The following is a 21,428-nucleotide window of genomic DNA, read 5'->3' as shown; positions in this document are numbered from 1 at the left end:
CGGCGACCGATTTGCGATCGGCGATTGACCGCTGGGCCGATTCGGCACCGGTGCGAGCACTCGATACCGCAGTGAGCGACTACCGGATTGTCCCGAGTTCCCGTACATAGACATCGAACTCGGGACTGGTCCAGCCCGCATCCGGCGGACTGTCCTGGCGACCGACCAGAGTCCACCCTGTCGCGGTATAGAACGCCCCCGCGGTCTCGCCGAGAGCGGGAATCATTCCCAACGTGACACGCTCGTAAGGCAGTCCCGCCAGCAGCGCATCCATCAGACTGCGGCCGATACCTTGGCGACGCCGGTCCGGGGCTACGCCGACGTCGATCACCGCGAAGGTCCGGCCCTCCCATTCCTCGGTGAACTCCGGTGTCACCGGCTCTCGCAATCCCTGCCACCAACGATTCGATGTCAGCCCGTACCCGTAGGCGAACCCGACCAACCCATCGTCCGAGTCGTCGGCGAGGACGATGGCGACGCTGGCGTCGGCCAGGAGGCGAATCATGGTGGCGCGGTGATTGGCTGGTGTATCGGGGATGTTCGGCGGCTCCGAGAACACCCGCATGTACAGCGCGCCGATGTCATCCAACCGCGTCGCCGCCTCGACCGCCGTCACCGCTCGCACCGCAATCTCACCCACACGAGCGAGGATAGATATCCCGAACCGAACCGAATACTCGTTCGGCGGCTCGCGAAGCGCGAACGCTTGCTCATAGCGGAATCAAACCTGCAGAGTTCGCACACTCCGCCCATCCGGGATTCCACATACAGTGCTTCTTCGGACCAGAGAGGCAACGCGATCTTCCATCGGGAGTCCGGTGCGGCGGCACTGACCGGTGGTGGAGAAATCTCGGCGCGGTCGTCGAGAGGATGCTGGCACTTGCTGCTAACTGGGGATGGCAGCGTGTCGGCACACTGCGCCCCAACTGGGCGGATGCGCCGACGCTACATGTGCTTGTACGCGAACTGCCACCACAGCGGTAGCAGGATGTCGCACCGGTACCGTGGCGGCCGTGCCCGCATCCAGTGCCCGTCAACCGTTTCCGTCGATCGAGCCCTACGCGTCCGGGCTGCTTGAAGTCGGTGACGGCAACCGGATCTACTGGGAGACGAGCGGAAACCCGGGTGGGCGGGCGGTGCTGGTGGTGCACGGTGGGCCGGGTGCGGGCGGGCGGCGCGGGGCTCGGAAGACCTTCGATCCGGGGGTGTTTCGGATCGTGCTGTTCGATCAGCGCGGGTGTGGGGAGAGCCTGCCGCACGCATCGGATCCCGCTGTTGACATGGCGCACAACACGACCGAGCATCTGCTGGCCGACATGGAGGTGTTGCGGGAGCAGCTCGGAATCGAGAAATGGGTGCTTTACGGGGGTTCCTGGGGGTCCACGCTGATTCTCGCGTATGCGCAGCGGCATCCCGACCGGGTGATCGGAATCGTGTTGGTCGGGGTGTTCACCGCCCGGCAGCGGGAAATCGACTGGCTCTATCGCGGGATGCGGATGCTTCGGCCTGTCGAATGGGAGCGGTTCCGGCTCGGCGGGTCCACCGAGTATCGGGATGGAGACCTGGTCGAGGGCTACCGGCAATTGATGGAACACGCAGAACCAGCGGTGCGCGAGCAGGCCGCGCGGGAGTGGTGTGCCTGGGAGGATGCGGTGATCGCGCATGAAACCTTGGGTGCGCCGGGGCAATACAGCGCGCCCGCGGACAGGGAGCAATTGGCGTTCGTGCGGATCTGCAGTCACTACTTCGCGCACGCGGGCTGGCTCGACGATGGTCAGTTGCTGCGTGAGGCGCATCGGCTCGCGGGGATACCCGGGGTTCTGATCCACGGTCGTCTCGACCTGTCGGCACCGGTGCGCACGGCCTGGGAACTCGCGCGCGCGTGGCCCGAGGCCGAGCTGCGGATCATCGAGGACTCCGGGCACACCGGCAGCCCAGCCTTGGCGGAGAGCATATTCGACGCTGTCGCCCGATTCGCGGACTGACATGTCCGAGGTGGCTCCGCGTCCGCCGACGCGGAGCCACCTCACCGCACGCGGTATCGACTATTTCGCGAGCGGGGCGAACCGATAGACGGCGGGTGCGTCCGACGACAGCGGTTCCGGCATCGACGGCGTCGTGTAGCTGTAGTTTCCGGTGGTCTCGGTGCGGCAGGTCAGGGTGATGGTGAACTCGATCGGGTCCGACGTGGTGTGTTCGGTGCCGTGAAAGACCGCGACGCCGGGGGCGGAGCTCTCCCGGGTGAACGTGCCCTCCTGCCAGCCGCTGACACCGACCACCGAATAGCGGAAAGTGCCCGGGCCGGTGAAGCGGACCAGGGTGAGGTTGTCGCCGCGGATACCCGCCGGAACAGCGGGCACATTGCCCCACATCACCAGCATCTGTTCCGTCGACTCGGCCGGCACCTGGCAGGTGGGCGCGATATCGGGATCGGCCGACGCCGTACCGGCAATCAGGGGCAGCGCCGCCGCTACCGCCATCGCCGAGACGAAAATACTTGCGCGGGTAGTCATTCCAGCTCCTTCATGGCGCGAGTGGCACGCGTGGCCGCGGCGGATCACAGCAGACCGAACACGCTCAGGATGAAGACGACGTTCGCGACGATGCTGGTGACTTCCTCAGCCAGAACCAGTGCCGCCGAACCCAATTCGACCAGCCCCGCGGACAGCGTTGCTGACATCGATCCTCCTTCTCGTGTTCTTCGAGGCGGTGACCGGAATAATGGCCCACAGCCGGTTGGTGAAGCTTGGGTCGGATTTCCTTCACCAGAAGAAGGCGACAGCATCGGACTTCCGATGCCGAACAGCGCATAAAGAACCGCGCGCGGCAAACAATACCGATGATTCGGCAAATCAATGGCGATCTCGCTGTCGCGCGGCGCGTGAATGGGGCGGCCGAGCCGTGTCGGCGACACACGATCGCACCGCGGGGAAATCGCTTGTTCCGGGCAGCCACCTCTGTGAGGCTGCCGTCGTGACCATGCATCCGAACCAGCTGGAAGTCTCGCTCGGGACCGTGCGCGCCTTGGTCGACGAACAATTCCCGCAATGGCGTGGGCTCGATATTCGGCATGCGCCGGGGAGTGGGACGGTGCATTCGATTTTCCGGCTCGGTGACGACTTGGCGTTGCGGTTTCGAATGCGGTTCGCCGACCCTGTGCAGGTCCGTTCGGAACTGCACAGGGAGGCCGCGGCGGCCCGCGAGGTCGTCGGGCGGACCCGGTTCGCAACGCCGGAACCGGTTGCCATCGGCGAACCCGGTGGCGGATACCCGCTGCCGTGGTCGATTCAGACGTGGCTCGAGGGCGAGGTTGCGCTGGACGCGGATCCCGGCGAATCTTCCTCCTTCGCAATGGACTTGGCCGAGTTCATCATCGGCGTGCGAAGTATCGATGCTCGCGGGCGCACGTTCGACGGCAATGGGCGAGGCGGAGATCTCAGGTCCCATGACGACTGGGTCGCCACCTGCCTCACTCGCAGTAACGGTCTCCTGGATGTTGTTCTGCTGCGGCACATCTGGGAGCGGTTGCGCACACTCCCCCGCGGCAGCGATCCCGATGTGATGAATCACTGCGACCTGATTCCCGGCAACATCCTGGTGGCCGACGGCCGGCTCACGGGCGTGCTGGACACGGGCGGTCTCGCGGCGGCGGACCCCGCGCTGGACCTGGTGAGTGCCTGGCACCTGCTCGGCACGGCCTCGAGGCAGGTCCTGCGCGACCGACTCGACGTCGACAACCTGGAGTGGGAGCGCGGCAGGGCATGGGCGTTCCAGCAGGCCATCGGCCTGGTCTGGTATTACGCCGACAGCAACCCCGCGCTGAGTCGAGTCGGCCGAAAAACGTTGGACCGCATCGTAAGCGGCGCCTGACAGCCGTTGCCGCGATGCGGGTGAACCCTCGGCCCCTTGTTCTCCTGCCCCTGAAAGTGACGGGCCGGGGTGCCGATAACGCCCTCCACGGCGGTGCCGACACACAGGTATGAGAATGAAAAGTGTTTCCCTGCAACAGTTCACGCTTCGCACCGGTGTCGTCGCGGCGGCGCTGGTGACCGCGTGGAGCGGTCTCGCCGGGGCCGCCGGCGCCAACCCCGGCGACCAGGTCGCCCAGTTCACCCCGACCCTGACCCGGGTTCCGGGTCCCAACTGCGCCGCGATCATCAACGCCGAAACCGTGCCCCAGCCGCAGTCCGGGGTCTTCGGCGTCCGGTTGAAGATCACCCAGACCGGGGACTTCTGCGGGGCGTACCACGTCACGGTGCACTGGCGGAACCTCGACACCGGCCGGACCAGCGGCCAGTCCCAGCGGGTCGAGGGCACCACGGTGGTCGGCCTGCCGGACGGTGTGATCACCGGAATGGGCATGGGCCCGGGCGCCGGGAAGGTGGAGGCGTGGCTCGACACCTATTCCGAGGTCTACCCGCAGAATGTGGACCTGGAGCACATCGCGGGCCGCGCCACGTTCACGCTGGGCTGAGCGCACGCGGTTAGGGCGAGATCGTGGTGTGCCCCGGCAGATCCTCGAGTTCGCGGGCGGTTAGCCCAGCATCGCCGGGGTACGCGCACCATATGGAGATCTTGATAATCATTGGACTCGTGGTCCTGGTCGGCGCGGTCGTGCTGTTACGGCGGTCCGGCCGGGGCCCCGACAACACCGACCTGAACACCGGCAACCCGCCCTCGAGCAACAACGACACGATCTGACGATCCGAGCCGGCGCAGCACCGGGGGCGATTCCACCGCCCCGATTTCGGGCGGACGCGGCCGGGCGAGGTACGTGAACCGAGCATCCCGCCCCGGATTCGACCGCGGTTTGCGGCCCGGTACCGCGGGTATGCGCTGACCATGATCGTTTCGGATGACCGGCTCGGATGTCTGCCACCGATCAGCGACATCGTCGTCGTCGTGCCTGTTCGCGACGAGGAACGACGGCTTCCCGACTGCGTGCGAGCGCTGTTGCGGAGCGCGGAGCAGGTCCGGGTTCCCGTGCGGATTCAAGTGGTTCTCGATGGCTGCACGGATGGCTCCGCACAGGCGGCAGGTGCGCTGGCGGTGAACTCGGTGGTCATCCATCAGCGCAATGTGGGCGCGGCGCGGGCGGCTGGGTTCGCGGCGGTACGCTCGAGCAGCGGTCCCGGTACCTGGTTCGCGACGACCGACGCCGATTCGCAGGTCGACCCCGCATGGCTGACCCGCCAGCTCCGGTACGCGCGGCGCGGGGCAGACCTGGTGGCCGGCGTCGTCACCGTGACGGACTGGAGTGGATACAGCCGTGCCACCCGCCTGCGCTACCAGCGGCAGTACGAGCGCCGCGGGTCCGCCGGGCACGAGCACATTCACGGCGCGAATCTCGGATTTCGAGCCGACATGTACTGGGGTACAGGCGGTTTCCTCGACCTGCCCGCCGATGAGGACGTCGAGTTCGTTCATCGTGCGATAGCGGCGGGGCGCACGATCGTGTGGGCCGATGATGTCGTGGTGTCAACCTCCGGCCGCCGCAACGGCCGCGCACCGAACGGTTTCGCCGCGCACCTGCAAGCCGTGGATGCGCGCTGGCCCAACGAGGTCGACAGTGCCTGAAGGCTTGAACAGTATCGCCGAGCGGCTGCACGAACTCTCCCGATCCGGCGAGCTCGACCTACCGCTCCCCGGACAGGGCCGGACGCTCGACAGGTTCCGCAGCCTGGCCGCGTTCGCGGCGCAGGACACCGTGCTTGGCCGTTTGGCCGAAGCGCACACCGACGCGGCCGCGATCCTGGACGAACTCGGTGGCGCGGCACCGCTGCCCGGCGAGGTGTGGGGCGTATGGGCTGCCGAGCCGCCCGAGCCCCTGGTCCACGCCGAGCAGACCACCGGGGGCTGGGAATTGACCGGCCGCAAACTCTGGTGCTCGGGCGCGAACATCTGCACCCACGCGCTGGTCACCGCGCGGCACGGGGAGCACCGGCGGCTGTTCGCGGTGCCACTGCACAGCCCGGCCGTGCGGCCGGTCCCGGACTCGTGGCACGCGGTGGGCATGCGCGACTCCGATTCCGGTGCAATGGATTTCACGCACGCCACGGCCGCTCCGGTCGGGCAGCCGGGAGCTTACATCGACAGGCCCGGGTTCTGGCACGGGGCGATCGGCGTCGCGGCCTGCTGGTACGGCAGCGCCTGCGAGGTAGCGCGCCCGCTGCACGAGCGCGTCGCGACGGGTAAGGCGGACGCGCACGTCGCCGCCCATCTGGGAGCGGTCGCCAGTACCCTGGGCGCGGCACGACTGAGCTTGAGCCGCGCCGCCGCCGATATCGATCACGACCCGGCGGGCGATCCCACCCGGGCACGGATCCGAGCCCGGGTCGTGCGCGCGATCGTGGAGGACGCCGCCACCATCACCCTCGATCGCGTAGGCCGAGCCCTGGGCGCCGCACCGCTGTGCATGAACTCCGCGCACGCGCGCCGCGTCGCCGATCTGACCGTCTACCTGCGGCAGAGCCATGGTGAAGCGGATCTGGCCGCGCTGGGCCACGACATCGGCGAAGGAGATACTTCGTGGGCACTCCTGTGATCGATCTGCGGGCGCCCGGCACACAGGACGCCATCTGGGAACGGTGGCGCGCCGACTGCGCGCCGCTCACGGTGACCGGCTGGCGCGAGCTGGTCGTGGTGGCGCCGCACCCGGACGACGAGGTTCTGGGTGTGGGCGGGCTGATCGCGCTGGCCCGCGCGAACGGCATCCCGGTCACCGTCGTCGCGGTCACCGACGGCGAGGCCTCCCACCCGAACTCCCCCACCCACTCCCGAGACCGTCTGACCGCCCTGCGCATCAAGGAATCACATGCCGCGGCAACAGAATTGGGCGCTGAGCCACCGCTCCGGCTGCACCTGCCCGACGGCGACCTGACGCGGCACGAACACGACCTCACCGAGCGACTGTCGATGCTGCTGGCGCGGCCGGGCGGAGAGCCGGTCTGGTGCGCGGCGAGCTGGGCGCATGACGGGCACCCCGATCACGAAGCCGTCGGGCGCGCGGCCGCGGCGGCGTGCGCACGCACGGGCGCGCGACTGCTGCAGTACCCGATCTGGATGTGGCACTGGGCCACACCGGCGAATCCGCTGCTCGAGCACTCCCGAGCAAGAACGCTGGCCTTACCCCCGGCGGCCCACAGCGCCAAATGCCGTGCGCTGAGCCGGTTCCGAAGCCAGACGCAGCCGTTGTCGGATCTGCCGGGGGACGAGCCGATCCTGCCGCAGCACATCCTGCGCCGCTTCACCGGTCCGACCGAAACCTTCCTGCTATGACCCCGAACCGCCTGCCTGCCGGCTACTTCGAAGCCCTGTACCGGCGCGAGGCCGACCCGTGGCAGTTCGCCACCCGCTGGTACGAGCGCCGCAAGCGCGCGCTCACACTCGCCGCCCTGCCCCGGCCCCGCTATCGGCACGCCTTCGAACCCGGCTGCGGTATCGGCACTCTCACCGCCGAGCTCGCCCACGTCTGCGACCGGATCACCGCAACCGACATCACCGACGAGCCGCTGCGCACCGCCGCCCTGCGACTCGGCGATGGTGCGGATACTGTCGACTTCACGGTCTGGGCGCTCGGGGACGACTGGCCCGGTACACAATTCGACCTGATCGTCTTCAGCGAAGTCTGCTACTACCTCGACGGCGACGAATTGCGGATCGCCCTCGACAGGACCGTCGAGCACCTCGAGCCGGACGGCACGCTGCTGTGCGTGCACTGGCTCCACCCGGCTCCGGACTACCCCCTCAGCGGCGAACAAGTTCACATGATCGTCGCCGAACATCCAGGGCTGGTACGCCTTGCGCGGTATCGCGATGAAGACATGCTGCTCGAGGTGTTCACCCCGGTTGCGGGCGACCAGCGCTCGGTCGCACAACGCGAGGGCATCGTGTGACCACGCACGTGCTCGCGCCCTCGACCGGCCTGGACGGGTACCGGCGCGAGCCCCGGATCTCCGCGCCGGACGGCGCGGCTCCACCGTCAACGAACCTTCACCGACGAAGCAGGAGGTAGATCATGTCCGAGCCCGCAGCGGTTCTGTTCGATGTCGACGGCACGCTGGTCGACTCCAACTATCTGCACGCCCGGGCGTGGCATCGGGCGTTCGCCGAAGTGGATGTCATCGTGCCGACATGGCGCATCCACCGCGCCATCGGCATGGACGGGGACCAGCTGATCCAGACCCTGGCCGGTGAGCTCGATGACGCCGCGTCCGCCCGAGCCGATGACTGGCATAGTCGCCTCTATCTGGATTCGGCCGACGAACTCACGCTGCTGCCGGGCGCGCGCGAGATCCTGGCCGAGCTGTCCTCGCGAGGGCTGCGGGTACTGCTCGCCACCTCCGCGCCGCCGGACGAGCTCGCGGTGCTGCGCAAGCTACTCGACAGCGACGCGGCGCTCTACGCGGTGACCGGCGGTGAGGACGTGGACACAGCCAAACCGGACCCCGCAATCGTGCGGGTCGCCCTCGATCGTGCCGGCGTTCCCAACGACCGCGCCGTGTTCGTCGGTGACACGGTGTGGGATGTGCGCGCGTGCCTCCCGGTCGGGGTACCGGCGGTCGGGGTACTCAGCGGTGGCATCGCCCGAGCCGAACTCGAGCAGGAGGGTGCGGCGTACGTGTGCGACGACGTAGCGCGGTTGCTGCATCACCTCGACGACAGCCCGATCGCAGCGTTGCTGTGAGGTCGGAGCCCCGCGCGACGTCAGTCCCGGTGCACAACCCGACCCGCCTAGCGCTCGGCGCGGCACAGGAGTTCCAGGCCTTCCGCTACCCGCCCCTGGCGGATCATCAATCTCGCCATGTCGTCAATGTGGTTTCCTGCGCGAAAGCCGGGTTCCAGCACCTCGACGGCCGCATCGATCCGGCCTACCGAGACCAACAGCTGGGAAAGGTATGTCGCATCGGCTGATTGCTGAGCAGCGGGGCGGCTTCTCAGCTCCTCGATCGCCTCGATCGTGCGGCCGGCCGCAGCGAGCACAGATACGCGCTCATCCAGCAGATCTGGGGTCATCGCGCCGGTCAGGACTGCGCAGTCGTCGATGAGCGACAGGGCTTCGTCCACACATCCGTACTCGACGAGCAGCATCCAGAAGAAGTGCAGGGAAACGAGATCGTCGGGATCCAGCGCCTTGCGCAGCTCCACCACCCCCTCGGTGGTTCGGCCTGCTCGGATCAGCAACTGCCCCAGCGCCGCACTCGGGTGATACGTCGCATGACATGCTGCGGGCTCGGGCATCGCCCGGATGGCGGCCGCGACGCGATCGATATCGGAGTTCGCGGGAAGGGATTCGACTATGTGCCAGATCTCCCTGGCATCGGGACGTGAAATGAGCAGTTCGCGTAACTCATCGAAGCGGTGATGACGGATCAGCAATGAAGCCAAGTGCTCAACGATATTGCTGGAGTACAGATCCGAGCGGAGCACAGCGATTGCCCTATCGAGTCGACCCTGCGCTTCGAGCAACTCCGCGAGAATCTCGATATGGAAGGTAACGCCGGGAACTTCTGCACCGGGCGACCGGAGACGTTCGAGCGACTCCTCGAGGAGTGGCGCAAGTGCTTCCTCGCGGCCCAATTCGACACCAATCCTCATCAGTGCCCGCGCGTGCCACCAATCATCGATGTGCGGCAGCAACAGATCGAACGCCTCCTCGGCGCGCCCAGTGCCCGCCAGCACGTTCGCGTAGTACCCGATGGCGTTGCGTTCACCGTTCGCGACATTCGGGACGCACAGGTCGACAGCCTCATCGATCCGCCCGGCTTCGGCCAGAAGCTCGGCCACGGACTCTATGGCGGTCCACCAACCGGTGTCGGCGAACGGCCGCAACGCCTCGATCGCCGCGTCGTACTGCGCCCGCGACCGATGTAGGTCCGCGAGTCCCCGCGCACAGAACCAGTCGCCGCGAACCGATAGCCGCTCAACTGCTTCGACATGCCCGAGCTCGATCAGCATCGACACATCCGACGATGACAGCCAGCCCTCATTGGACCACAGGCGCCAATCCATACCGGCTACATCTTCCACCTCGACACCGTATCGGTCACAACGCGTCCTGCCTCCGAGCCGCCGAAATTGTTCGGGGACAGCGGTTCTTGTGCGCAGGCAATGAAGTCGACCGCGACGGCTTCAGGTGCGCCGCAGGAGTTCGTCCAGTTCGTTGAAGGCTTGTTCGCAGTGTCCGTCCTCGTGTAGATCCCAGAAGTATTCCCGCTGGTGCCGAGTCCAGAAGTGGGCGTCGAACAGGTGGACACCCCGCTTCGTTATCGAATGCCGGGTTACGAAACTATCGATGTCCGCGGGGGCGCTGGGCAGTCCCAGCATCTCGAACAGTTCTTGTAGCGTGTACTGCTCGTCATCCTCGGAGTCCATCCTCTGAATCTAGCTGTGACAGAGGAGATCCGGACTACACAGCGGTTGCCTACCCCCGGAAAGCAGGGGCAGCGCTTCGCAGTTGAAACAACAGTGCTTCGCATACGATCCCCTGCCATGGTCAACTCATCCCGGGTCGCTGCCGCCGGGCTACTTTGCGCGCCCGCACTCGCCCTGCCTGCGCTGCTGGCACCGGCCGCCCATGCCACCGTCGACTCCTTCGGAGTTGGGTGCGCCACGCCATCCGTTCCCTGCCAGGTCTCGGTCACGACCAGCGGGGCCGACCGGCTCAGTCCGGTCACCTTGTCGATCAACGGGACCACCATCGGGCAGGGCACCCCGTTCGGTAGCTCGGACGGGCTCAACGGGTTCGTGGACATCACCTGGACCCCGCCCGCCGTGGGGGCGTACACGGTCACCGTCAGCCAGGGCAGCTCCAGCCGGTCGGTCAAGGTGAGCATCTGCCCGCCCAACCCGTCGAGCTACCCGAATCTTTCGCTGTCGCTGGGGTCCGCGGTCGCGACCACCTGCAACATCATCGGCAGTTCCTTGAACTCCGGATCCACGTCCGGTTCCGCGGCGCTCGTGCTGCCGCTCTTCGGTGGTTCGTCGGGTTCGTGACCGACTCCGGTTCGATCACGGCCTCGCGGGTCCGCGATCGAACCGGACCACCCGCGCGGGGGTCAGCTCGCCGCCGCCAGCACGCGCCATACTTTCTTGGCGCGCGGGCGGGGGTGGGGTACCGCGTATTCGATCCGGCGGCGAGCCTCGTGGGCGCTGATCCGGAGTAGGTCGATCAGAAGATCCACGGTGTCGCGGTAGCCGGTGTCCACGGCCAGCCCGCGACGCTCGGCCTCGGAGACCGCCGCGCGCATCGCGGCGTCCAGCCGGCGGCGACGGCGTTCGGTTTCGACGAGGGTGCGCAGTAGGTCTGCGTCGGTCAGATCCGGCCAGCCCGGGGCTGGAGCACTCGGCGCCAGCGCGGTCGAATGTTTGGTCACGCGGGTCAGCATACATCGAATTAGAACATATGTTCGATCAACCCGGCAGGTGGTCACGCCCTCGGCAAAACGCGCGTCCGAGCAGCGGCAGAACACGCACACACCTTGCGGCGAAACACGCACGCACCTTGCGGCAGGATACGCACGTGATTCGTCGACGAGCCGTTCGAACATGGGCCTGAGCTGGGATACATCGGGATCGAGACACTGCTGTTCCAGCTCCGGGACAACCGCTGTTTCAGCTGCGAGACGGTCCCCTCCTGCACCGAGTTCCGCGCCGTGCCGATCGATGCACCACGGGCCCTGCGCCCCTGTTGCTCACCGACTCGGCGGATCCTCGCGTTCGCGCAGGATCTCGAGGGCGATGTCGATCAGCTGATCCTCCTGCCCGCCGATCAGCTTCCGCCGACCCGCGCGGTGCAGCAGGTGGTGGGCGGGGACCCCGTAGCGATCCGCTTGGCGCACGGCGTGTTTGAGGAAGCTCGAGTACACCCCGGAATAGCCCATGATCAGGGCGTTGCGGTCCAGGAGGCATTCGGCGGGCATCGTGGGGCGGACGACGTCTTCCGCGGCGTCGGCGATGGCGAAGAAGTCGATACCGGTCTTGACGCCGATCTTGTCGAAGACGCCGATCAGCGCCTCCACGGGGGCGTTGCCCGCGCCCGCGCCGAATCGTCGTGTGCTGCCGTCGATCTGCTTCGCGCCCGCGCGCACGGCGGCTATCGAGTTGGCGACACCGAGGCCGAGATTCTCGTGGCCGTGGAACCCTACCTGGGCGTCGTCGCCGAGTTCGGCGACCAGGGCCGCGACCCGGTCGGTGACACCTTCCATGACCAGCGCGCCCGCGGAGTCGACGACGTAGACGCACTGGCAGCCCGCGTCCGCCATGATCCGGGCCTGCGCGGCCAGGCGCTCGGGGGTGACCGTGTGCGACATCATCAGGAATCCGACCGTCTCCAAACCCAATTCGCGAGCCAGGCCGAAGTGCTGGATCGAGACATCGGCCTCGGTGCAGTGGGTGGCGATGCGGCAGATGACCCCGCCGTTGTCCTGCGCCCGCGCGATATCGTCCTTGGTTCCCACGCCGGGCAGCATGAGGAACGCGATCCGCGCGGTGGTGACCGTCTCGGCCGCGATCCGGATCAGTTCCTGCTCGGGGGTTTTGGAGAATCCGTAGTTGAACGACGAGCCCCCGAGCCCGTCACCGTGGGTGACCTCGATGACCGGCACCCCGGACGCGTCCAGCGCCGCCACGACCGAGCGGACCTCGTCGCCGGTGAACTGGTGGCGTTTGTGGTGCGAGCCGTCGCGCAGGGAGGTGTCGGTGATGCGAATGTCCCAGTGGTCGCTCATCGCTGCGAGTCCTTCCCGAGCAGGGTGGCGGCGATCTCCTCGCCGACCTTGGTGGCGGCCGCGGTCATGATGTCGAGGTTGCCGGCGTACGGGGGCAGGAAGTCGCCCGCGCCTTCGACTTCCACGAACGTGGTGACCAGGGCCCGGCCACCGGAGTTGACCGACGGCTCATCGAATTGGGGTTCGTTGAGCAGCCGGTAGCCGGGCACATAGGTTTGCACCTCGCCGACCATGCGGTGGATCGAATCGGTGATCGCGGCGCGGTCCGCGTCCTCGGGGATGGCGCAGAACACGGTGTCGCGCATGATCATCGGCGGCTCGGCCGGATTCAGGATGATGATCGCCTTGCCGCGCCCGGCCCCGCCGATGTCCTGGACGCCGCGCGCGGTCACGGTGGTGAACTCGTCGATATTGGCGCGGGTTCCGGGCCCGGCCGACACCGAGGACACCGACGCCACGATCTCCGCGATCGGCACCTCGCACACCCGCGACACCGCGTGCACGATCGGGATCGTGGCCTGCCCGCCGCAGGTGATCATGTTGACGTTGGGTGCGTCCAGGTGCGCGTGCAGGTTGGCCGGCGGGATCACCGCGGGACCGACGGCGGCCGGGGTCAGATCGACCACCCGGATTCCCGCCGCCGCGTATCGGGGCGCGGCCGCGCGATGCACGCCCGCCGAGGTGGCCTCGAACACCAGGTCCGGCAGCTCGGCCCGATCCAGCAGCCAGTCCACGCCCTTGTCGGTGGTGTCCAGGCCGAATCCGGCCGCGCGCCGCAATCCCTCACTGGCGGAGTCGATTCCGATCATCCAGCGCGGTTCGAGCCGGGGTGAGCGCAGCAGTTTGTAGAGCAGGTCGGTGCCGATATTGCCGGACCCGACGATGGCGACCGACGCCTTGGCCGGCGCGGCGGGGCTTTTCGCAGACATGACACTCCCTGTTCCAGAGGCGGGCTGTTCGAATTCCGGAGACGAGCTATTCGAAGCGCAGGCCGACCGCGCCCAAACCCGCGAAGTCGGCGGTGAATTCGCTGCCGGGCAGCACGTCGATCGCGCGCGTGCACGAGCCGGGCAGCACCACGTCGCCCGCGCGCAGGCGGACCCCGAACCGGTCCACCGTCCGGGCCAGCCACGCGACCGCGGTGGCCGGATTGCCCAGCACCGCGTCACTGCGCCCGCGCGCGACCTCGCTGCCGTCGCGAGACAGCACGGCCTCGATCGCGGTGATGTCGATGTCCCCGGGCGCGACCCGCTCGCGCCCGAGCACGTACCCGGCGGAGGAGGCGTTGTCGGCGATGGTGTCGCACAACCGGATGGACCAGTTCTCGATCCGCGAGTCGATGAGCTCGAGCGCGGGCGCGAACGCCGCGGTCCCGGCCAGTACGTCGGCTTCGGTGCAGTCCGCGCCGGGCAGATCCGCGCCCAGCAGGAACGCCACCTCGACTTCCACGCGCGGGCACAGGTAGTCGGCGGTGCGGACCGGGCGATCTGGTGACAACTCCATGTCGTCGAGCAGATGCCCGTAGTCGGGTTCGTCGACGCCCATCATGGCCTGCATGGCGAGCGAGGACAGTCCGACCTTGTGCCCGACCACGCGTGCCCCCGATCGCACGCGCCGCCGAATATTGATCAACTGGATCTCGTACGCGTCCACCACGTCGAGCTCGGGATGCTCGGTGGTGAGCGGCCCGATGGGCACGCCCGACCGCTCCGCGGCGGCCAGGCGCGCGGCCAGGCCGTCGCGCAGCCCGGCACTCACCAGGTGACCGGCAGTTCGTAGACCCCGTAGGCCAGGCGGTCGTCCTTGAAGGTGACCTCCTCGAACGGAATCGCCAAGCGCAGGTTCGGGATTCGCCGGACCAGGGTCCGGAAGACGATCTGCAGCTCCGCGCGCGCCAGCTGCTGGCCGACGCACTGGTGCGGCCCGAAGCCGAAGCCGACGTGCTGGGCGGCCGGACGGGTCAGGTCGAGTCGTTCGGGCTGTTCCCAGGCGCGCTCGTCCCAGTTCGCGGGGGCCAGATCGAAGATGAGGCCGTCCCCGGCGCGCACCGTCTGCCCGCCGATCTCGATGTCCTCCAGCGCGATTCGGCGCTGCCCGTTCTGAATGATCCCGAGATAGCGCATCAGCTCCTCGACGGCGCTCGACACAAGTTTGGGATCGTCGCTGTCGCGCAACAGCGCGAACTGGTCCGGGTTCTGCAGCAGGGCCAGGGTGCCGAGGGAGATCATGTTGGCGCTGGTCTCGTGCCCGGCGATGAGCAGGCCGGTGCCCAGCTGGGCGGCCTCGCTCATATCGATCTCCCCCGAGCGCAGGCGTTCGGCGATGTCGGAGACCACGTCCTCGGCGGGCGACTCGAGTTTGGTCTTGATCAGTTCGACCAGGTAGCGCGAGAGCCCGACCCGGCTCTCGGCGGCGCGCTCGGCCGTGGCGTAGCGGTCCACACTCGCGGTGGCCTGCTCCTGGAAGTACTCGTGATCCTCGTAGGGCACCCCGAGCATTTCGCTGATCATGACCGTCGGCACCGGCAGGGCGAGCGCGGCGACCAGGTCGACGGGTTTGGGTCCGGCCAGCATCGCGTCGATGTGCTCGTCGGTGACGCGCTGGATGACCTCGCGCAGCAGGTTCACCCGTTTGACGGTGAAGGGTTTGGTGAGCATGCGCCGGTACCGGCTGTGCTGCTCGCCGTCGGTGGTGAACACCGAGTTCGGGCGGCTCGCGGCGATGGCGGCCATGCCCTCGTTCCAGTGCGGGAACCCGGGCCGGTGGTGGTCGACGCTCACGCGCGGATCCGACATCAGGGTCTTGTACTCCTGATAGCCGGTGACCAGCCACGGGGTGCTGCCGTCCCAGATCCGCACCCGGTTCAGCGGCGCGGTCCGGTTGAGCCGCAACGCTTCCGCGGGCGGGGCGAAGGGACAGCCCGCGGAACGGTGCATCGGGTACTCGGCGATATCGGCCGTGGTCGCGTCGGTGACGGTGTCGGACACGGTTCCTCCTGGGTGCAGCCGGGGACCGGGCGTCAGCCCCCGGCGATGGGTTCAGTCCTCGACGTGGATGGCGGTGGCCGGGCATACCGCGGCCGCCTGCCGCACGTCGGCGGCGAGTTCGGCGGGGGGATCGGCGTCGAGCAGCACCACGATGCCGTCCTCGTCGCGCTGGTCGAAGACCTGCTCGGCGTGCATGACGCAGTGCCCGGCCGCGACGCATTTGACCTGATCGACAGTGACTTTCATGGGATTTCGCTTTCTAGGGTGCGGGCACGGGGGCCGGGGAATAGACCTCGACGAGCGCACGCCGGTACGCGGCGACCTGTTTGGGCATGTTCCAGCCCAGGACCGCGGCGGGCACGCCCGCGCGATCGAAGGCGACCACGAATCGGCCGTCGGCCGGATCGCCTTCCACGACACGGGCGTTCGCGTCGGCGGTGATGAGGCCGTGCACCTGGATCTTGGCGTCGAACTGATCGGTCCAGAAGTACGGGATCGGCTGATGCGCCCGCTCCACGCCGGTGATGGTCGCCGCGACCACCCCGGCCTGCAGGGTGGCGCTGGTGCGGTTCTCCAGGCGGATCGCGGTTCCGAGGGCGGGGTGGTGCCAGCGGGCGACGTCGCCGGCCGCGTAGACGCCGGGGGCGGTGCGGCCCTGGGCGTCGCAGACGATGCCGTTGTCCAAGGTCAGCCCACTGTCGATGAGCCAGTCGGTCATCGGTATCGCGCCGATGGCGATCACGACCAGGTCGGCGGGCAGCTCGTGCGAATCCTCCAGTACGACACCGGTTACCGCGCCGTCGCGGGCGGTGCAGCCCCGCACTCCGACACCCAGTCGCAGCCGCACGCCTTCACCGGTGTGCAGGGCGGCCAGCCGCTCGGCGGCCAGGGGGCCGAGCTGGGCGGCCATGGGCGCGCTCTGCGGTCCGGTCAGGGTGACGTCCAGACCGGATCGGCTTGCGGTGGCGGCGATTTCGGCGCCGAGGACGCCTTCGCCGACCACGACGACCCGCCGGGCGGTCCGCAGGGCGTCGCGCAGGGCCAGGGCGTCGTCCAGGGTGCGCAGCACGTGCACGCCGGTGATGCCCTCGGTGCCGGGGAACAACCGGGGTGTGGCTCCGGTGGCCAGGACCACATGGTCGGCGGTGAACTCTCCGGTCGCGGTGCTGACCGTGCGGCTTGCGAGATCGAGTGCGAGCGCGGGCTTTCCGAGTACGAAGTCGCAGTCGAAGCCGGTGAGCTGACGGGGTGGGCGCAGCAGCGTCTGTTCGGGTCGCCACGCGCCCGAGAGCACCTGTTTGGACAGCGGCGGCCGGTCGTAGGGCAGGTGGTGTTCGCCGCCCAGCAGGGTGATCGGGTCGGTGTAGCCCTCGCGGCGCAGGGCTTCCACGGTGGCGAGCCCGGCCGCCGAGGCGCCGACCACCAGGACCCCGGTGCGGCGCGCGCCGCGCCCGGTGCTCATGACCGCTCCGCGACCGGCCGGCGCGCCGACCCGTTCTCGGTGGCGGCTGCATCGTCCGGTTTCCGCAACGACCGCAACGGTTTTCCCGCGACCGTGCCGCCGTCGATCGGCACCACCGTCCCGGTGACGTACCTGGAGACGTCGCCCGCGAAGTACAGCGCCAACTCGGCCACGTCCTCCGGGGTGCCTTCGCGTTGCAGTGGCCGGTCCGCGCGCATGGCCGCGCGGGCGGCGGCGGTGAACTTCTCGCTCACCTCCGAGCGCATCGCGGTGGCCGAGGCGGCCAGCAGGCCGGTGGGGATGTTGCCGGGCGCGAGGCAGTTGACGCGAATGTCGTACTGCGCCAGTTCGATCGCCGCGGATTTGGTGAAGTGGATGACCGCGGCCTTGGACGCACGGTAGGTCTGTACGCCGCCGCCGGCCATCACCCCGCCGACCGAGGACAGGTTGATGATCGACCCGCCGCCGTGCGCGGCCATGTGCTCGCCCGCGTACCGGGTGCCCGCCATCACCCCGAGCAGGTTGACCCCCAGCACCTTCGTGAAGTCCGCGAGGTCGTCGTGCAGAAAGGTCTTGTGCATGGTCCCGGAGATGCCGGCGTTGTTGCACATCACGTGCAGGCCGCCGAACGTGGTCACCGCGTGTGCCACCAGCGCCCGGACCTGTTCGGGGTCGGCCACGTTCGCGGTCACGAAGACCGCATTGTCACCGTGCGCGGCGATCGAGCGCGCACCGGCTTCGGCATCGAGGTCGGCGACCACCACGCGTGCGCCCGCGGCGACGAAGCGGGCGACCGTTGCCCGCCCGATCCCGCTCGCGCCGCCGGTGACGACGGCGACCTTGCCCGCCAGTTCGTCGGTCATGGCAGCTGTTCCTTTCCGGTCTGCGCGCCGAGGAATTCCAGCAGCAGCGCGTTGACGAGCGCGGGCCGCTCGAGCTGCGGGCAGTGCCCGGCCTCGGGCACGACCGCCGCGTGGCCCTTGGGAATGCGGTCCGCCAGCTGCCCGGCCCAGCCGGCGGGCAGCAGTTTGTCGCGCTCGCCCTCGATGAGCAGCGCGGGCACGGTGATGCGGTCGTAGGCGCGGTCGGCGGACGGCGGTGGCGGCGCGTCCAGGCCGGGTCGCCGAAAACGTGCCGCCGCCAGCGCTTCCCACGCGCCGGGCGCGACGCTGGACTCGTGGCGGCGGGCCACCAGCACCTCATCGGCGGCGAAAGAGCTGCCGTGGAACAGCGCGGTCACGATGGCGCGCATCCCGGCGACGGTGGCGTCGTACTCCTGCAGGGCGCGCAGGTGCTCGTTCTGCTGGATCTCCCCGCCGCCGCAGATGGCGACCAGGCTGCGCATGGCCAGCCGGGGTGCGGCGGAGGTGGCGTCGACCAGCAGGTTGATCGCGCCCATCGAATTGCCCACGAAGTGCGCCGAGTCGACGCCGAGCAGCCCGAGCCAGCGGGCGATGTGGCGGATGCGCAGTCCGCGCCCGTCGGTGAAGTCGACGAGTTTGGCCGACTGCCCGTAGCCCAGCATGTCCGGAGCGAGCACCCGGTAGTGCGCGGCGAGCGCGTCGATGGTGTGCTCCCAGCCGATCTCGGCGCTGCCGCCGAATTCGCCGCCGTGCAACAGCACGACCGGCTCGCCCGCCCCGGCCTCGAGATAGCTGGTGACCGCGCCGTCCACGACCAGCGTGCGGCGGACGGTGCTCACGCGAACCCCTCGGGAGCCCGCGCCGAAGTCCCGGCGAGTCCCGCCGTCACGAGGAAGCCCGCCCGGCCGCGGCGAAGGTCAGGATCTGGGTGGCCAGCATCTCGAGCTGGCCGCTGACGGTCTCGTCGATCAGGTCGCCCTCGGCGTTCCAGATCGGATCGGCGGAGTTGATCGCCACGCCGAGCGGGGTGGGCCAGGCGCGCAGCGCGTGGCCGATCACCCGCAGCTGGCCGAGGGTCGCGACCGCGGCCTGCCAGCCGTACGCGCAGGTGATCACGCCCCACGGCTTGTTGTCCAGGTACACCGTGGCGTCCCCGCGCAGGTCCTCGATGTAGTCCAGGGCATTCTTGACCAGCCCGGACACCCCGCCGTGATAGCCGGGCGAGCCGATGACCACGGCATCGGCGGCGCGCAGGGCCGCCACCATGGCCGCGGCCGCGGGGGTGCGCTCGAGGTCGTGCGGGTTGTACATGGGCAGGTTGATGTCCTCGCCGCTGAACAGCGCGGTGCGCCCGCCCTGGCGTTCCACCGCCGAAAGGCACTGCCGCAGTGCTTTTTCGGTAGATGATCCCGCGCGCAGGGTGCCGCCGATGCCCACGACGAACGGACGCGGATCCCCGTCGATGCCGGTGGCGGTGTCCGCCGATGCCGTACTCACGCTCATGACCGAACCTCGTGTTTCCCGTAGTGCCCGTCGCTATTTGATGGCGATGGGATTGATGGGTGAGCCGACCGCGCCCACCACGCGCAAGGGCGGTGCGATCAGCTGGAATTCGTAGACGCCGTCGGCGGCGCAGTCCGCGGCCAGCGCGGTCAGGTCCCAGTACTCGCCGAGCATCAGGCCCATGTCGCGCAGGCACAGCATGTGCATGGGCAGGAAGGTGCCCTCGACCCCGGAGACGGTGTCCTCGACCATGAGGTTGTCCGCGGCCACCGCGGCGATGTCGCGCTCGTGCAGCCATTGCGCGCAGCGCCAGTCCAGGCCGGAATAGGCTTCGGCCCCGTCCCCGGTCTCGTGGAAGCGGGCCATCCAGCCGGTGTGGATGAGCAGGATGTCACCCGAGCCGACCGTGACCCCCTGTGCGGCAACGACTTCGTCGAGCTCTTCGGGGGTGATGGGCTGCCCGGCGGCCAGGTAGGTGTCGGCCTTGCGATGGCGGACCAGGTCCAGCAGGACTCCCCGGGTGGTGATGCCCTTGCCGTCGACCTTGTCGATGCCGCAGTGCACCGCGCCCAGGCTGGTGACCGAACTGGCGGGGAAGCCGTTGTAGAGCTGCTCGTCGTAGTAGACGTGCGAGAGCGCGTCCCACTGGGTGGCGGCCTGCAGCGGCATGATGATCAGGTCGTCGTTGAACCGGAACGGATTGTCGGCGAAGAAGGCGCTCAGTTCCTGGGCGACGCTGTTGCGCAACCATTTCGGGCCGTACTCGGCCAGGGTGCGGGCGTCGCCGCCGTCGACGGTCATGACGTGCACCGGGTTGCTGCGGAACTGGAAGGCGCCCTGGGGTCCGGCGGAGCCGAAGTCGATGCCCAGGGAGAACACCTTGCCGTGACGCACCAGTGCCGCCGCTGCGGCGACTTTCTCGGGCGTGATGAGGTTGAGGGTGCCGAGTTCGTCGGCCGCGCCCCAGCGGCCCCAGTTGCGCACCTGTTCGGCGACGCGATGGAATTCGGTCAGGTTGGCCACTATGGCTCGCTTTCAACGCTGGTCGCCGCCGCGGCGGCCGGGATGGCGGATTCGCCCGCCAGGCGGGCGGCGAGGTTGCCGCCGTCGACCCACAGCACCTGACCGGTGATGTAGCCGGCGGCCGCGCTGTTGAGGAACACCAGGGCCGCCGCCTGTTCGCCGGGGGTGGAGACCCGGCCCAGCGGTTTGCCGATGTCGTCCAGGAAGCCGGGGCCGTAGGCGGTCCGCAGCTGATCCAGGATCGGGGTCTCGGTGACTCCCGGTGCGGTGCAGTTGATTCGGATGCCGCGCGCGCCCAGGGGCACGGTGCGGCGCATCGTGTAGTGGATGAGGGCTTCCTTGGACAGCCGGTAGCCGCCGTCGGCCAGGGCCTCGGGATGCGCACGGCACCAGTCGATTCCCTCGGCCATGTCGGCGGTGTCCAGCAGCGCGTCGGATTGCTCGCGGTGCTCGAGGTAGCCGGTCGCGGCCAGTGACGACACGCTCGCCACGGTCGCGCCCGCGCCCATGCGCGCGGTGATGGCCTCGGTGAGGCGGCGGGTGCCCAGCAGGTTGATGGTCACCACCCGCAGCGGGTCACCGATGCCCGAGGAGACGCCCGCGATGTTGAACAGGGTGTCCACCCGCTCCCCGACCGCGGCGGCGGCGCGGTCGATCGAGCCGGGGTCGGCCAGGTCCAGGCGATGGAATTCGTCGACGCCGGTGGCGTTCTCGGTCACGTCCAGGCCGATCACGGTGCCGCCGAGCGCGCGCACCTGGCGGGCCACGGCCGCGCCGATGCCCGACGCGCAGCCGGTCACCACCGCTCGGCGCCCGTCATAGCGCCAGCTCTGTTCGATCGATTCCATCGCCATGCCCCGTG

At 68.7% G+C, this 21,428-nt stretch carries 27 protein-coding genes; 10 read left to right on the top strand and 17 right to left on the bottom strand.

Annotation, left to right across the window (positions count from 1 at the left end; all coding sequences use genetic code 11):
• Positions 1–79: 79 nt before the first annotated feature.
• On the bottom strand, positions 80–640 hold the full coding sequence (locus ACFVBH_RS24590; protein WP_379004846.1) for a GNAT family N-acetyltransferase: 561 nt from the start codon (positions 638–640) through the stop codon (positions 80–82).
• A 373-nt stretch (positions 641–1,013) separates the two neighbouring features.
• On the opposite strand from ACFVBH_RS24590, the gene pip reads away from it, so the two are divergent.
• Positions 1,014–1,985 carry a prolyl aminopeptidase gene (gene pip, locus ACFVBH_RS24585; RefSeq protein WP_379005873.1) on the top strand — a complete coding sequence of 324 codons (972 nt, stop codon included), beginning with the start codon at positions 1,014–1,016 and terminating at the stop codon, positions 1,983–1,985.
• Positions 1,986–2,045: 60 nt separating this feature from the next.
• Here the strand turns inward: pip and ACFVBH_RS24580 are convergent, their stop codons facing one another.
• Both ACFVBH_RS24580 and ACFVBH_RS24575 read right to left on the bottom strand, forming a co-directional pair.
• The gene (locus ACFVBH_RS24580) at positions 2,046–2,513 is read right to left on the bottom strand and encodes a hypothetical protein (protein WP_379004844.1); all 468 of its coding nucleotides are present in this window, start codon (positions 2,511–2,513) and stop codon (positions 2,046–2,048) included.
• 44 nt (positions 2,514–2,557) lie between these two features.
• Entirely contained in the window at positions 2,558–2,680 is a 123-nt protein-coding gene (locus tag ACFVBH_RS24575; protein WP_354985760.1) for a hypothetical protein, read from the bottom strand.
• 299 nt (positions 2,681–2,979) lie between these two features.
• Here ACFVBH_RS24575 and ACFVBH_RS24570 point away from each other — a divergent pair, with 299 nt between their 5' ends.
• The 8 genes from ACFVBH_RS24570 to ACFVBH_RS24535 all read left to right on the top strand — a co-directional run bounded on the left by ACFVBH_RS24570 (position 2,980) and on the right by ACFVBH_RS24535 (position 8,686).
• Entirely contained in the window at positions 2,980–3,870 is an 891-nt protein-coding gene (locus tag ACFVBH_RS24570) for an aminoglycoside phosphotransferase family protein (RefSeq protein WP_379005871.1), read from the top strand.
• Positions 3,871–3,985: 115 nt separating this feature from the next.
• Positions 3,986–4,474 (top strand): hypothetical protein, encoded by a 489-nt coding sequence (locus tag ACFVBH_RS24565; protein WP_379004842.1) that lies wholly within the window; start codon positions 3,986–3,988, stop codon positions 4,472–4,474.
• Positions 4,475–4,566: 92 nt separating this feature from the next.
• The gene (locus ACFVBH_RS24560) at positions 4,567–4,701 is read left to right on the top strand and encodes a hypothetical protein (RefSeq protein WP_379004840.1); all 135 of its coding nucleotides are present in this window, start codon (positions 4,567–4,569) and stop codon (positions 4,699–4,701) included.
• 141 nt (positions 4,702–4,842) lie between these two features.
• Entirely contained in the window at positions 4,843–5,577 is a 735-nt protein-coding gene (locus tag ACFVBH_RS24555; RefSeq protein ID WP_379004838.1) for a glycosyltransferase, read from the top strand.
• The gene (locus tag ACFVBH_RS24550) at positions 5,570–6,544 is read left to right on the top strand and encodes an acyl-CoA dehydrogenase family protein (RefSeq protein ID WP_379004836.1); all 975 of its coding nucleotides are present in this window, start codon (positions 5,570–5,572) and stop codon (positions 6,542–6,544) included. The genes ACFVBH_RS24555 and ACFVBH_RS24550 overlap by 8 nt, the downstream gene beginning before the upstream one ends.
• Positions 6,529–7,278: a PIG-L deacetylase family protein gene (locus ACFVBH_RS24545; protein ID WP_379004834.1), complete on the top strand. Its 750-nt coding sequence runs from the start codon at positions 6,529–6,531 to the stop codon at positions 7,276–7,278. Before ACFVBH_RS24550 ends, ACFVBH_RS24545 begins: the two co-directional genes overlap by 16 nt.
• Complete coding sequence (locus ACFVBH_RS24540; RefSeq protein ID WP_354985754.1) at positions 7,275–7,895, top strand: SAM-dependent methyltransferase; 621 nt, start codon at positions 7,275–7,277, stop codon at positions 7,893–7,895. The genes ACFVBH_RS24545 and ACFVBH_RS24540 overlap by 4 nt, the downstream gene beginning before the upstream one ends.
• Positions 7,896–8,017: 122 nt before the next feature.
• Positions 8,018–8,686 carry an HAD family hydrolase gene (locus ACFVBH_RS24535; RefSeq protein WP_379004832.1) on the top strand — a complete coding sequence of 223 codons (669 nt, stop codon included), beginning with the start codon at positions 8,018–8,020 and terminating at the stop codon, positions 8,684–8,686.
• Positions 8,687–8,733: 47 nt separating this feature from the next.
• Here the strand turns inward: ACFVBH_RS24535 and ACFVBH_RS24530 are convergent, their stop codons facing one another.
• Positions 8,734–10,029 (bottom strand): hypothetical protein, encoded by a 1,296-nt coding sequence (locus ACFVBH_RS24530; RefSeq protein ID WP_379004830.1) that lies wholly within the window; start codon positions 10,027–10,029, stop codon positions 8,734–8,736.
• Positions 10,030–10,131: 102 nt separating this feature from the next.
• Complete coding sequence (locus tag ACFVBH_RS24525; protein WP_379004828.1) at positions 10,132–10,374, bottom strand: DUF2789 family protein; 243 nt, start codon at positions 10,372–10,374, stop codon at positions 10,132–10,134.
• Between the two features lie 117 nt (positions 10,375–10,491).
• Here ACFVBH_RS24525 and ACFVBH_RS24520 point away from each other — a divergent pair, with 117 nt between their 5' ends.
• Positions 10,492–10,995: a hypothetical protein gene (locus tag ACFVBH_RS24520; protein ID WP_379004826.1), complete on the top strand. Its 504-nt coding sequence runs from the start codon at positions 10,492–10,494 to the stop codon at positions 10,993–10,995.
• A gap of 62 nt (positions 10,996–11,057) precedes the next feature.
• Here the strand turns inward: ACFVBH_RS24520 and ACFVBH_RS24515 are convergent, their stop codons facing one another.
• From ACFVBH_RS24515 to ACFVBH_RS24460, 12 genes are all read right to left on the bottom strand, one after another.
• Positions 11,058–11,375, bottom strand: coding sequence for a DUF222 domain-containing protein (locus tag ACFVBH_RS24515; RefSeq protein ID WP_379004824.1), 318 nt, complete (start codon positions 11,373–11,375; stop codon positions 11,058–11,060).
• 318 nt (positions 11,376–11,693) lie between these two features.
• Entirely contained in the window at positions 11,694–12,728 is a 1,035-nt protein-coding gene (gene dmpG, locus ACFVBH_RS24510; RefSeq protein WP_379004822.1) for a 4-hydroxy-2-oxovalerate aldolase, read from the bottom strand.
• The gene (locus ACFVBH_RS24505) at positions 12,725–13,657 is read right to left on the bottom strand and encodes an acetaldehyde dehydrogenase (acetylating) (RefSeq protein ID WP_379004820.1); all 933 of its coding nucleotides are present in this window, start codon (positions 13,655–13,657) and stop codon (positions 12,725–12,727) included. The genes dmpG and ACFVBH_RS24505 overlap by 4 nt, the downstream gene beginning before the upstream one ends.
• Before the next feature lie 46 nt (positions 13,658–13,703).
• Complete coding sequence (locus ACFVBH_RS24500; RefSeq protein WP_379005869.1) at positions 13,704–14,489, bottom strand: 2-keto-4-pentenoate hydratase; 786 nt, start codon at positions 14,487–14,489, stop codon at positions 13,704–13,706.
• Positions 14,483–15,715: a cytochrome P450 gene (locus ACFVBH_RS24495; protein ID WP_354985743.1), complete on the bottom strand. Its 1,233-nt coding sequence runs from the start codon at positions 15,713–15,715 to the stop codon at positions 14,483–14,485. Before ACFVBH_RS24495 ends, ACFVBH_RS24500 begins: the two co-directional genes overlap by 7 nt.
• A gap of 51 nt (positions 15,716–15,766) precedes the next feature.
• The gene (locus tag ACFVBH_RS24490) at positions 15,767–15,961 is read right to left on the bottom strand and encodes a ferredoxin (RefSeq protein WP_354985742.1); all 195 of its coding nucleotides are present in this window, start codon (positions 15,959–15,961) and stop codon (positions 15,767–15,769) included.
• A gap of 13 nt (positions 15,962–15,974) precedes the next feature.
• On the bottom strand, positions 15,975–17,177 hold the full coding sequence (locus tag ACFVBH_RS24485) for an NAD(P)/FAD-dependent oxidoreductase (RefSeq protein ID WP_379004817.1): 1,203 nt from the start codon (positions 17,175–17,177) through the stop codon (positions 15,975–15,977).
• Positions 17,174–18,040: an SDR family NAD(P)-dependent oxidoreductase gene (locus ACFVBH_RS24480; RefSeq protein ID WP_379004815.1), complete on the bottom strand. Its 867-nt coding sequence runs from the start codon at positions 18,038–18,040 to the stop codon at positions 17,174–17,176. The genes ACFVBH_RS24485 and ACFVBH_RS24480 overlap by 4 nt, the downstream gene beginning before the upstream one ends.
• Complete coding sequence (locus tag ACFVBH_RS24475) at positions 18,037–18,879, bottom strand: alpha/beta fold hydrolase (RefSeq protein ID WP_379004813.1); 843 nt, start codon at positions 18,877–18,879, stop codon at positions 18,037–18,039. Before ACFVBH_RS24475 ends, ACFVBH_RS24480 begins: the two co-directional genes overlap by 4 nt.
• A 46-nt stretch (positions 18,880–18,925) precedes the next feature.
• Entirely contained in the window at positions 18,926–19,543 is a 618-nt protein-coding gene (locus ACFVBH_RS24470) for an NADPH-dependent FMN reductase (protein ID WP_379004811.1), read from the bottom strand.
• Positions 19,544–19,576: 33 nt separating this feature from the next.
• Positions 19,577–20,566 (bottom strand): cyclase family protein, encoded by a 990-nt coding sequence (locus ACFVBH_RS24465; RefSeq protein WP_379004809.1) that lies wholly within the window; start codon positions 20,564–20,566, stop codon positions 19,577–19,579.
• Positions 20,566–21,414, bottom strand: coding sequence for a coniferyl-alcohol dehydrogenase (locus ACFVBH_RS24460; protein ID WP_379004807.1), 849 nt, complete (start codon positions 21,412–21,414; stop codon positions 20,566–20,568). The genes ACFVBH_RS24465 and ACFVBH_RS24460 overlap by 1 nt, the downstream gene beginning before the upstream one ends.
• Positions 21,415–21,428: the final 14 nt, after the last annotated feature.

Origin of the sequence: Nocardia sp. NPDC057668 (genome assembly GCF_042799795.1) — a bacterium.
Classification (GTDB): domain Bacteria; phylum Actinomycetota; class Actinomycetes; order Mycobacteriales; family Mycobacteriaceae; genus Nocardia.
Note: the sequence above shows the minus strand (reverse complement) of the source record. Positions and strands in the feature narration are given on the sequence as shown.

Bases quoted from the DNA above. Each gene is read 5' to 3' on its own strand.
- ACFVBH_RS24580 (WP_379004844.1), bottom strand. From the start codon at position 2,513: ATGACTACCCGCGCAAGTATTTTCGTCTCGGCGATGGCGGTAGCGGCG.
- ACFVBH_RS24575 (WP_354985760.1), bottom strand. From the start codon at position 2,680: ATGTCAGCAACGCTGTCCGCGGGGCTGGTCGAATTGGGTTCGGCGGCA.
- ACFVBH_RS24570 (WP_379005871.1), top strand. From the start codon at position 2,980: ATGCATCCGAACCAGCTGGAAGTCTCGCTCGGGACCGTGCGCGCCTTG.
- ACFVBH_RS24565 (WP_379004842.1), top strand. From the start codon at position 3,986: ATGAAAAGTGTTTCCCTGCAACAGTTCACGCTTCGCACCGGTGTCGTC.
- ACFVBH_RS24560 (WP_379004840.1), top strand. From the start codon at position 4,567: ATGGAGATCTTGATAATCATTGGACTCGTGGTCCTGGTCGGCGCGGTC.
- ACFVBH_RS24555 (WP_379004838.1), top strand. From the start codon at position 4,843: ATGATCGTTTCGGATGACCGGCTCGGATGTCTGCCACCGATCAGCGAC.
- ACFVBH_RS24540 (WP_354985754.1), top strand. From the start codon at position 7,275: ATGACCCCGAACCGCCTGCCTGCCGGCTACTTCGAAGCCCTGTACCGG.
- ACFVBH_RS24535 (WP_379004832.1), top strand. From the start codon at position 8,018: ATGTCCGAGCCCGCAGCGGTTCTGTTCGATGTCGACGGCACGCTGGTC.
- ACFVBH_RS24525 (WP_379004828.1), bottom strand. From the start codon at position 10,374: ATGGACTCCGAGGATGACGAGCAGTACACGCTACAAGAACTGTTCGAG.
- ACFVBH_RS24520 (WP_379004826.1), top strand. From the start codon at position 10,492: ATGGTCAACTCATCCCGGGTCGCTGCCGCCGGGCTACTTTGCGCGCCC.
- dmpG (WP_379004822.1), bottom strand. From the start codon at position 12,728: ATGAGCGACCACTGGGACATTCGCATCACCGACACCTCCCTGCGCGAC.
- ACFVBH_RS24505 (WP_379004820.1), bottom strand. From the start codon at position 13,657: ATGTCTGCGAAAAGCCCCGCCGCGCCGGCCAAGGCGTCGGTCGCCATC.
- ACFVBH_RS24490 (WP_354985742.1), bottom strand. From the start codon at position 15,961: ATGAAAGTCACTGTCGATCAGGTCAAATGCGTCGCGGCCGGGCACTGC.
- ACFVBH_RS24485 (WP_379004817.1), bottom strand. From the start codon at position 17,177: ATGAGCACCGGGCGCGGCGCGCGCCGCACCGGGGTCCTGGTGGTCGGC.
- ACFVBH_RS24480 (WP_379004815.1), bottom strand. From the start codon at position 18,040: ATGACCGACGAACTGGCGGGCAAGGTCGCCGTCGTCACCGGCGGCGCG.
- ACFVBH_RS24470 (WP_379004811.1), bottom strand. From the start codon at position 19,543: ATGAGCGTGAGTACGGCATCGGCGGACACCGCCACCGGCATCGACGGG.
- ACFVBH_RS24460 (WP_379004807.1), bottom strand. From the start codon at position 21,414: ATGGAATCGATCGAACAGAGCTGGCGCTATGACGGGCGCCGAGCGGTG.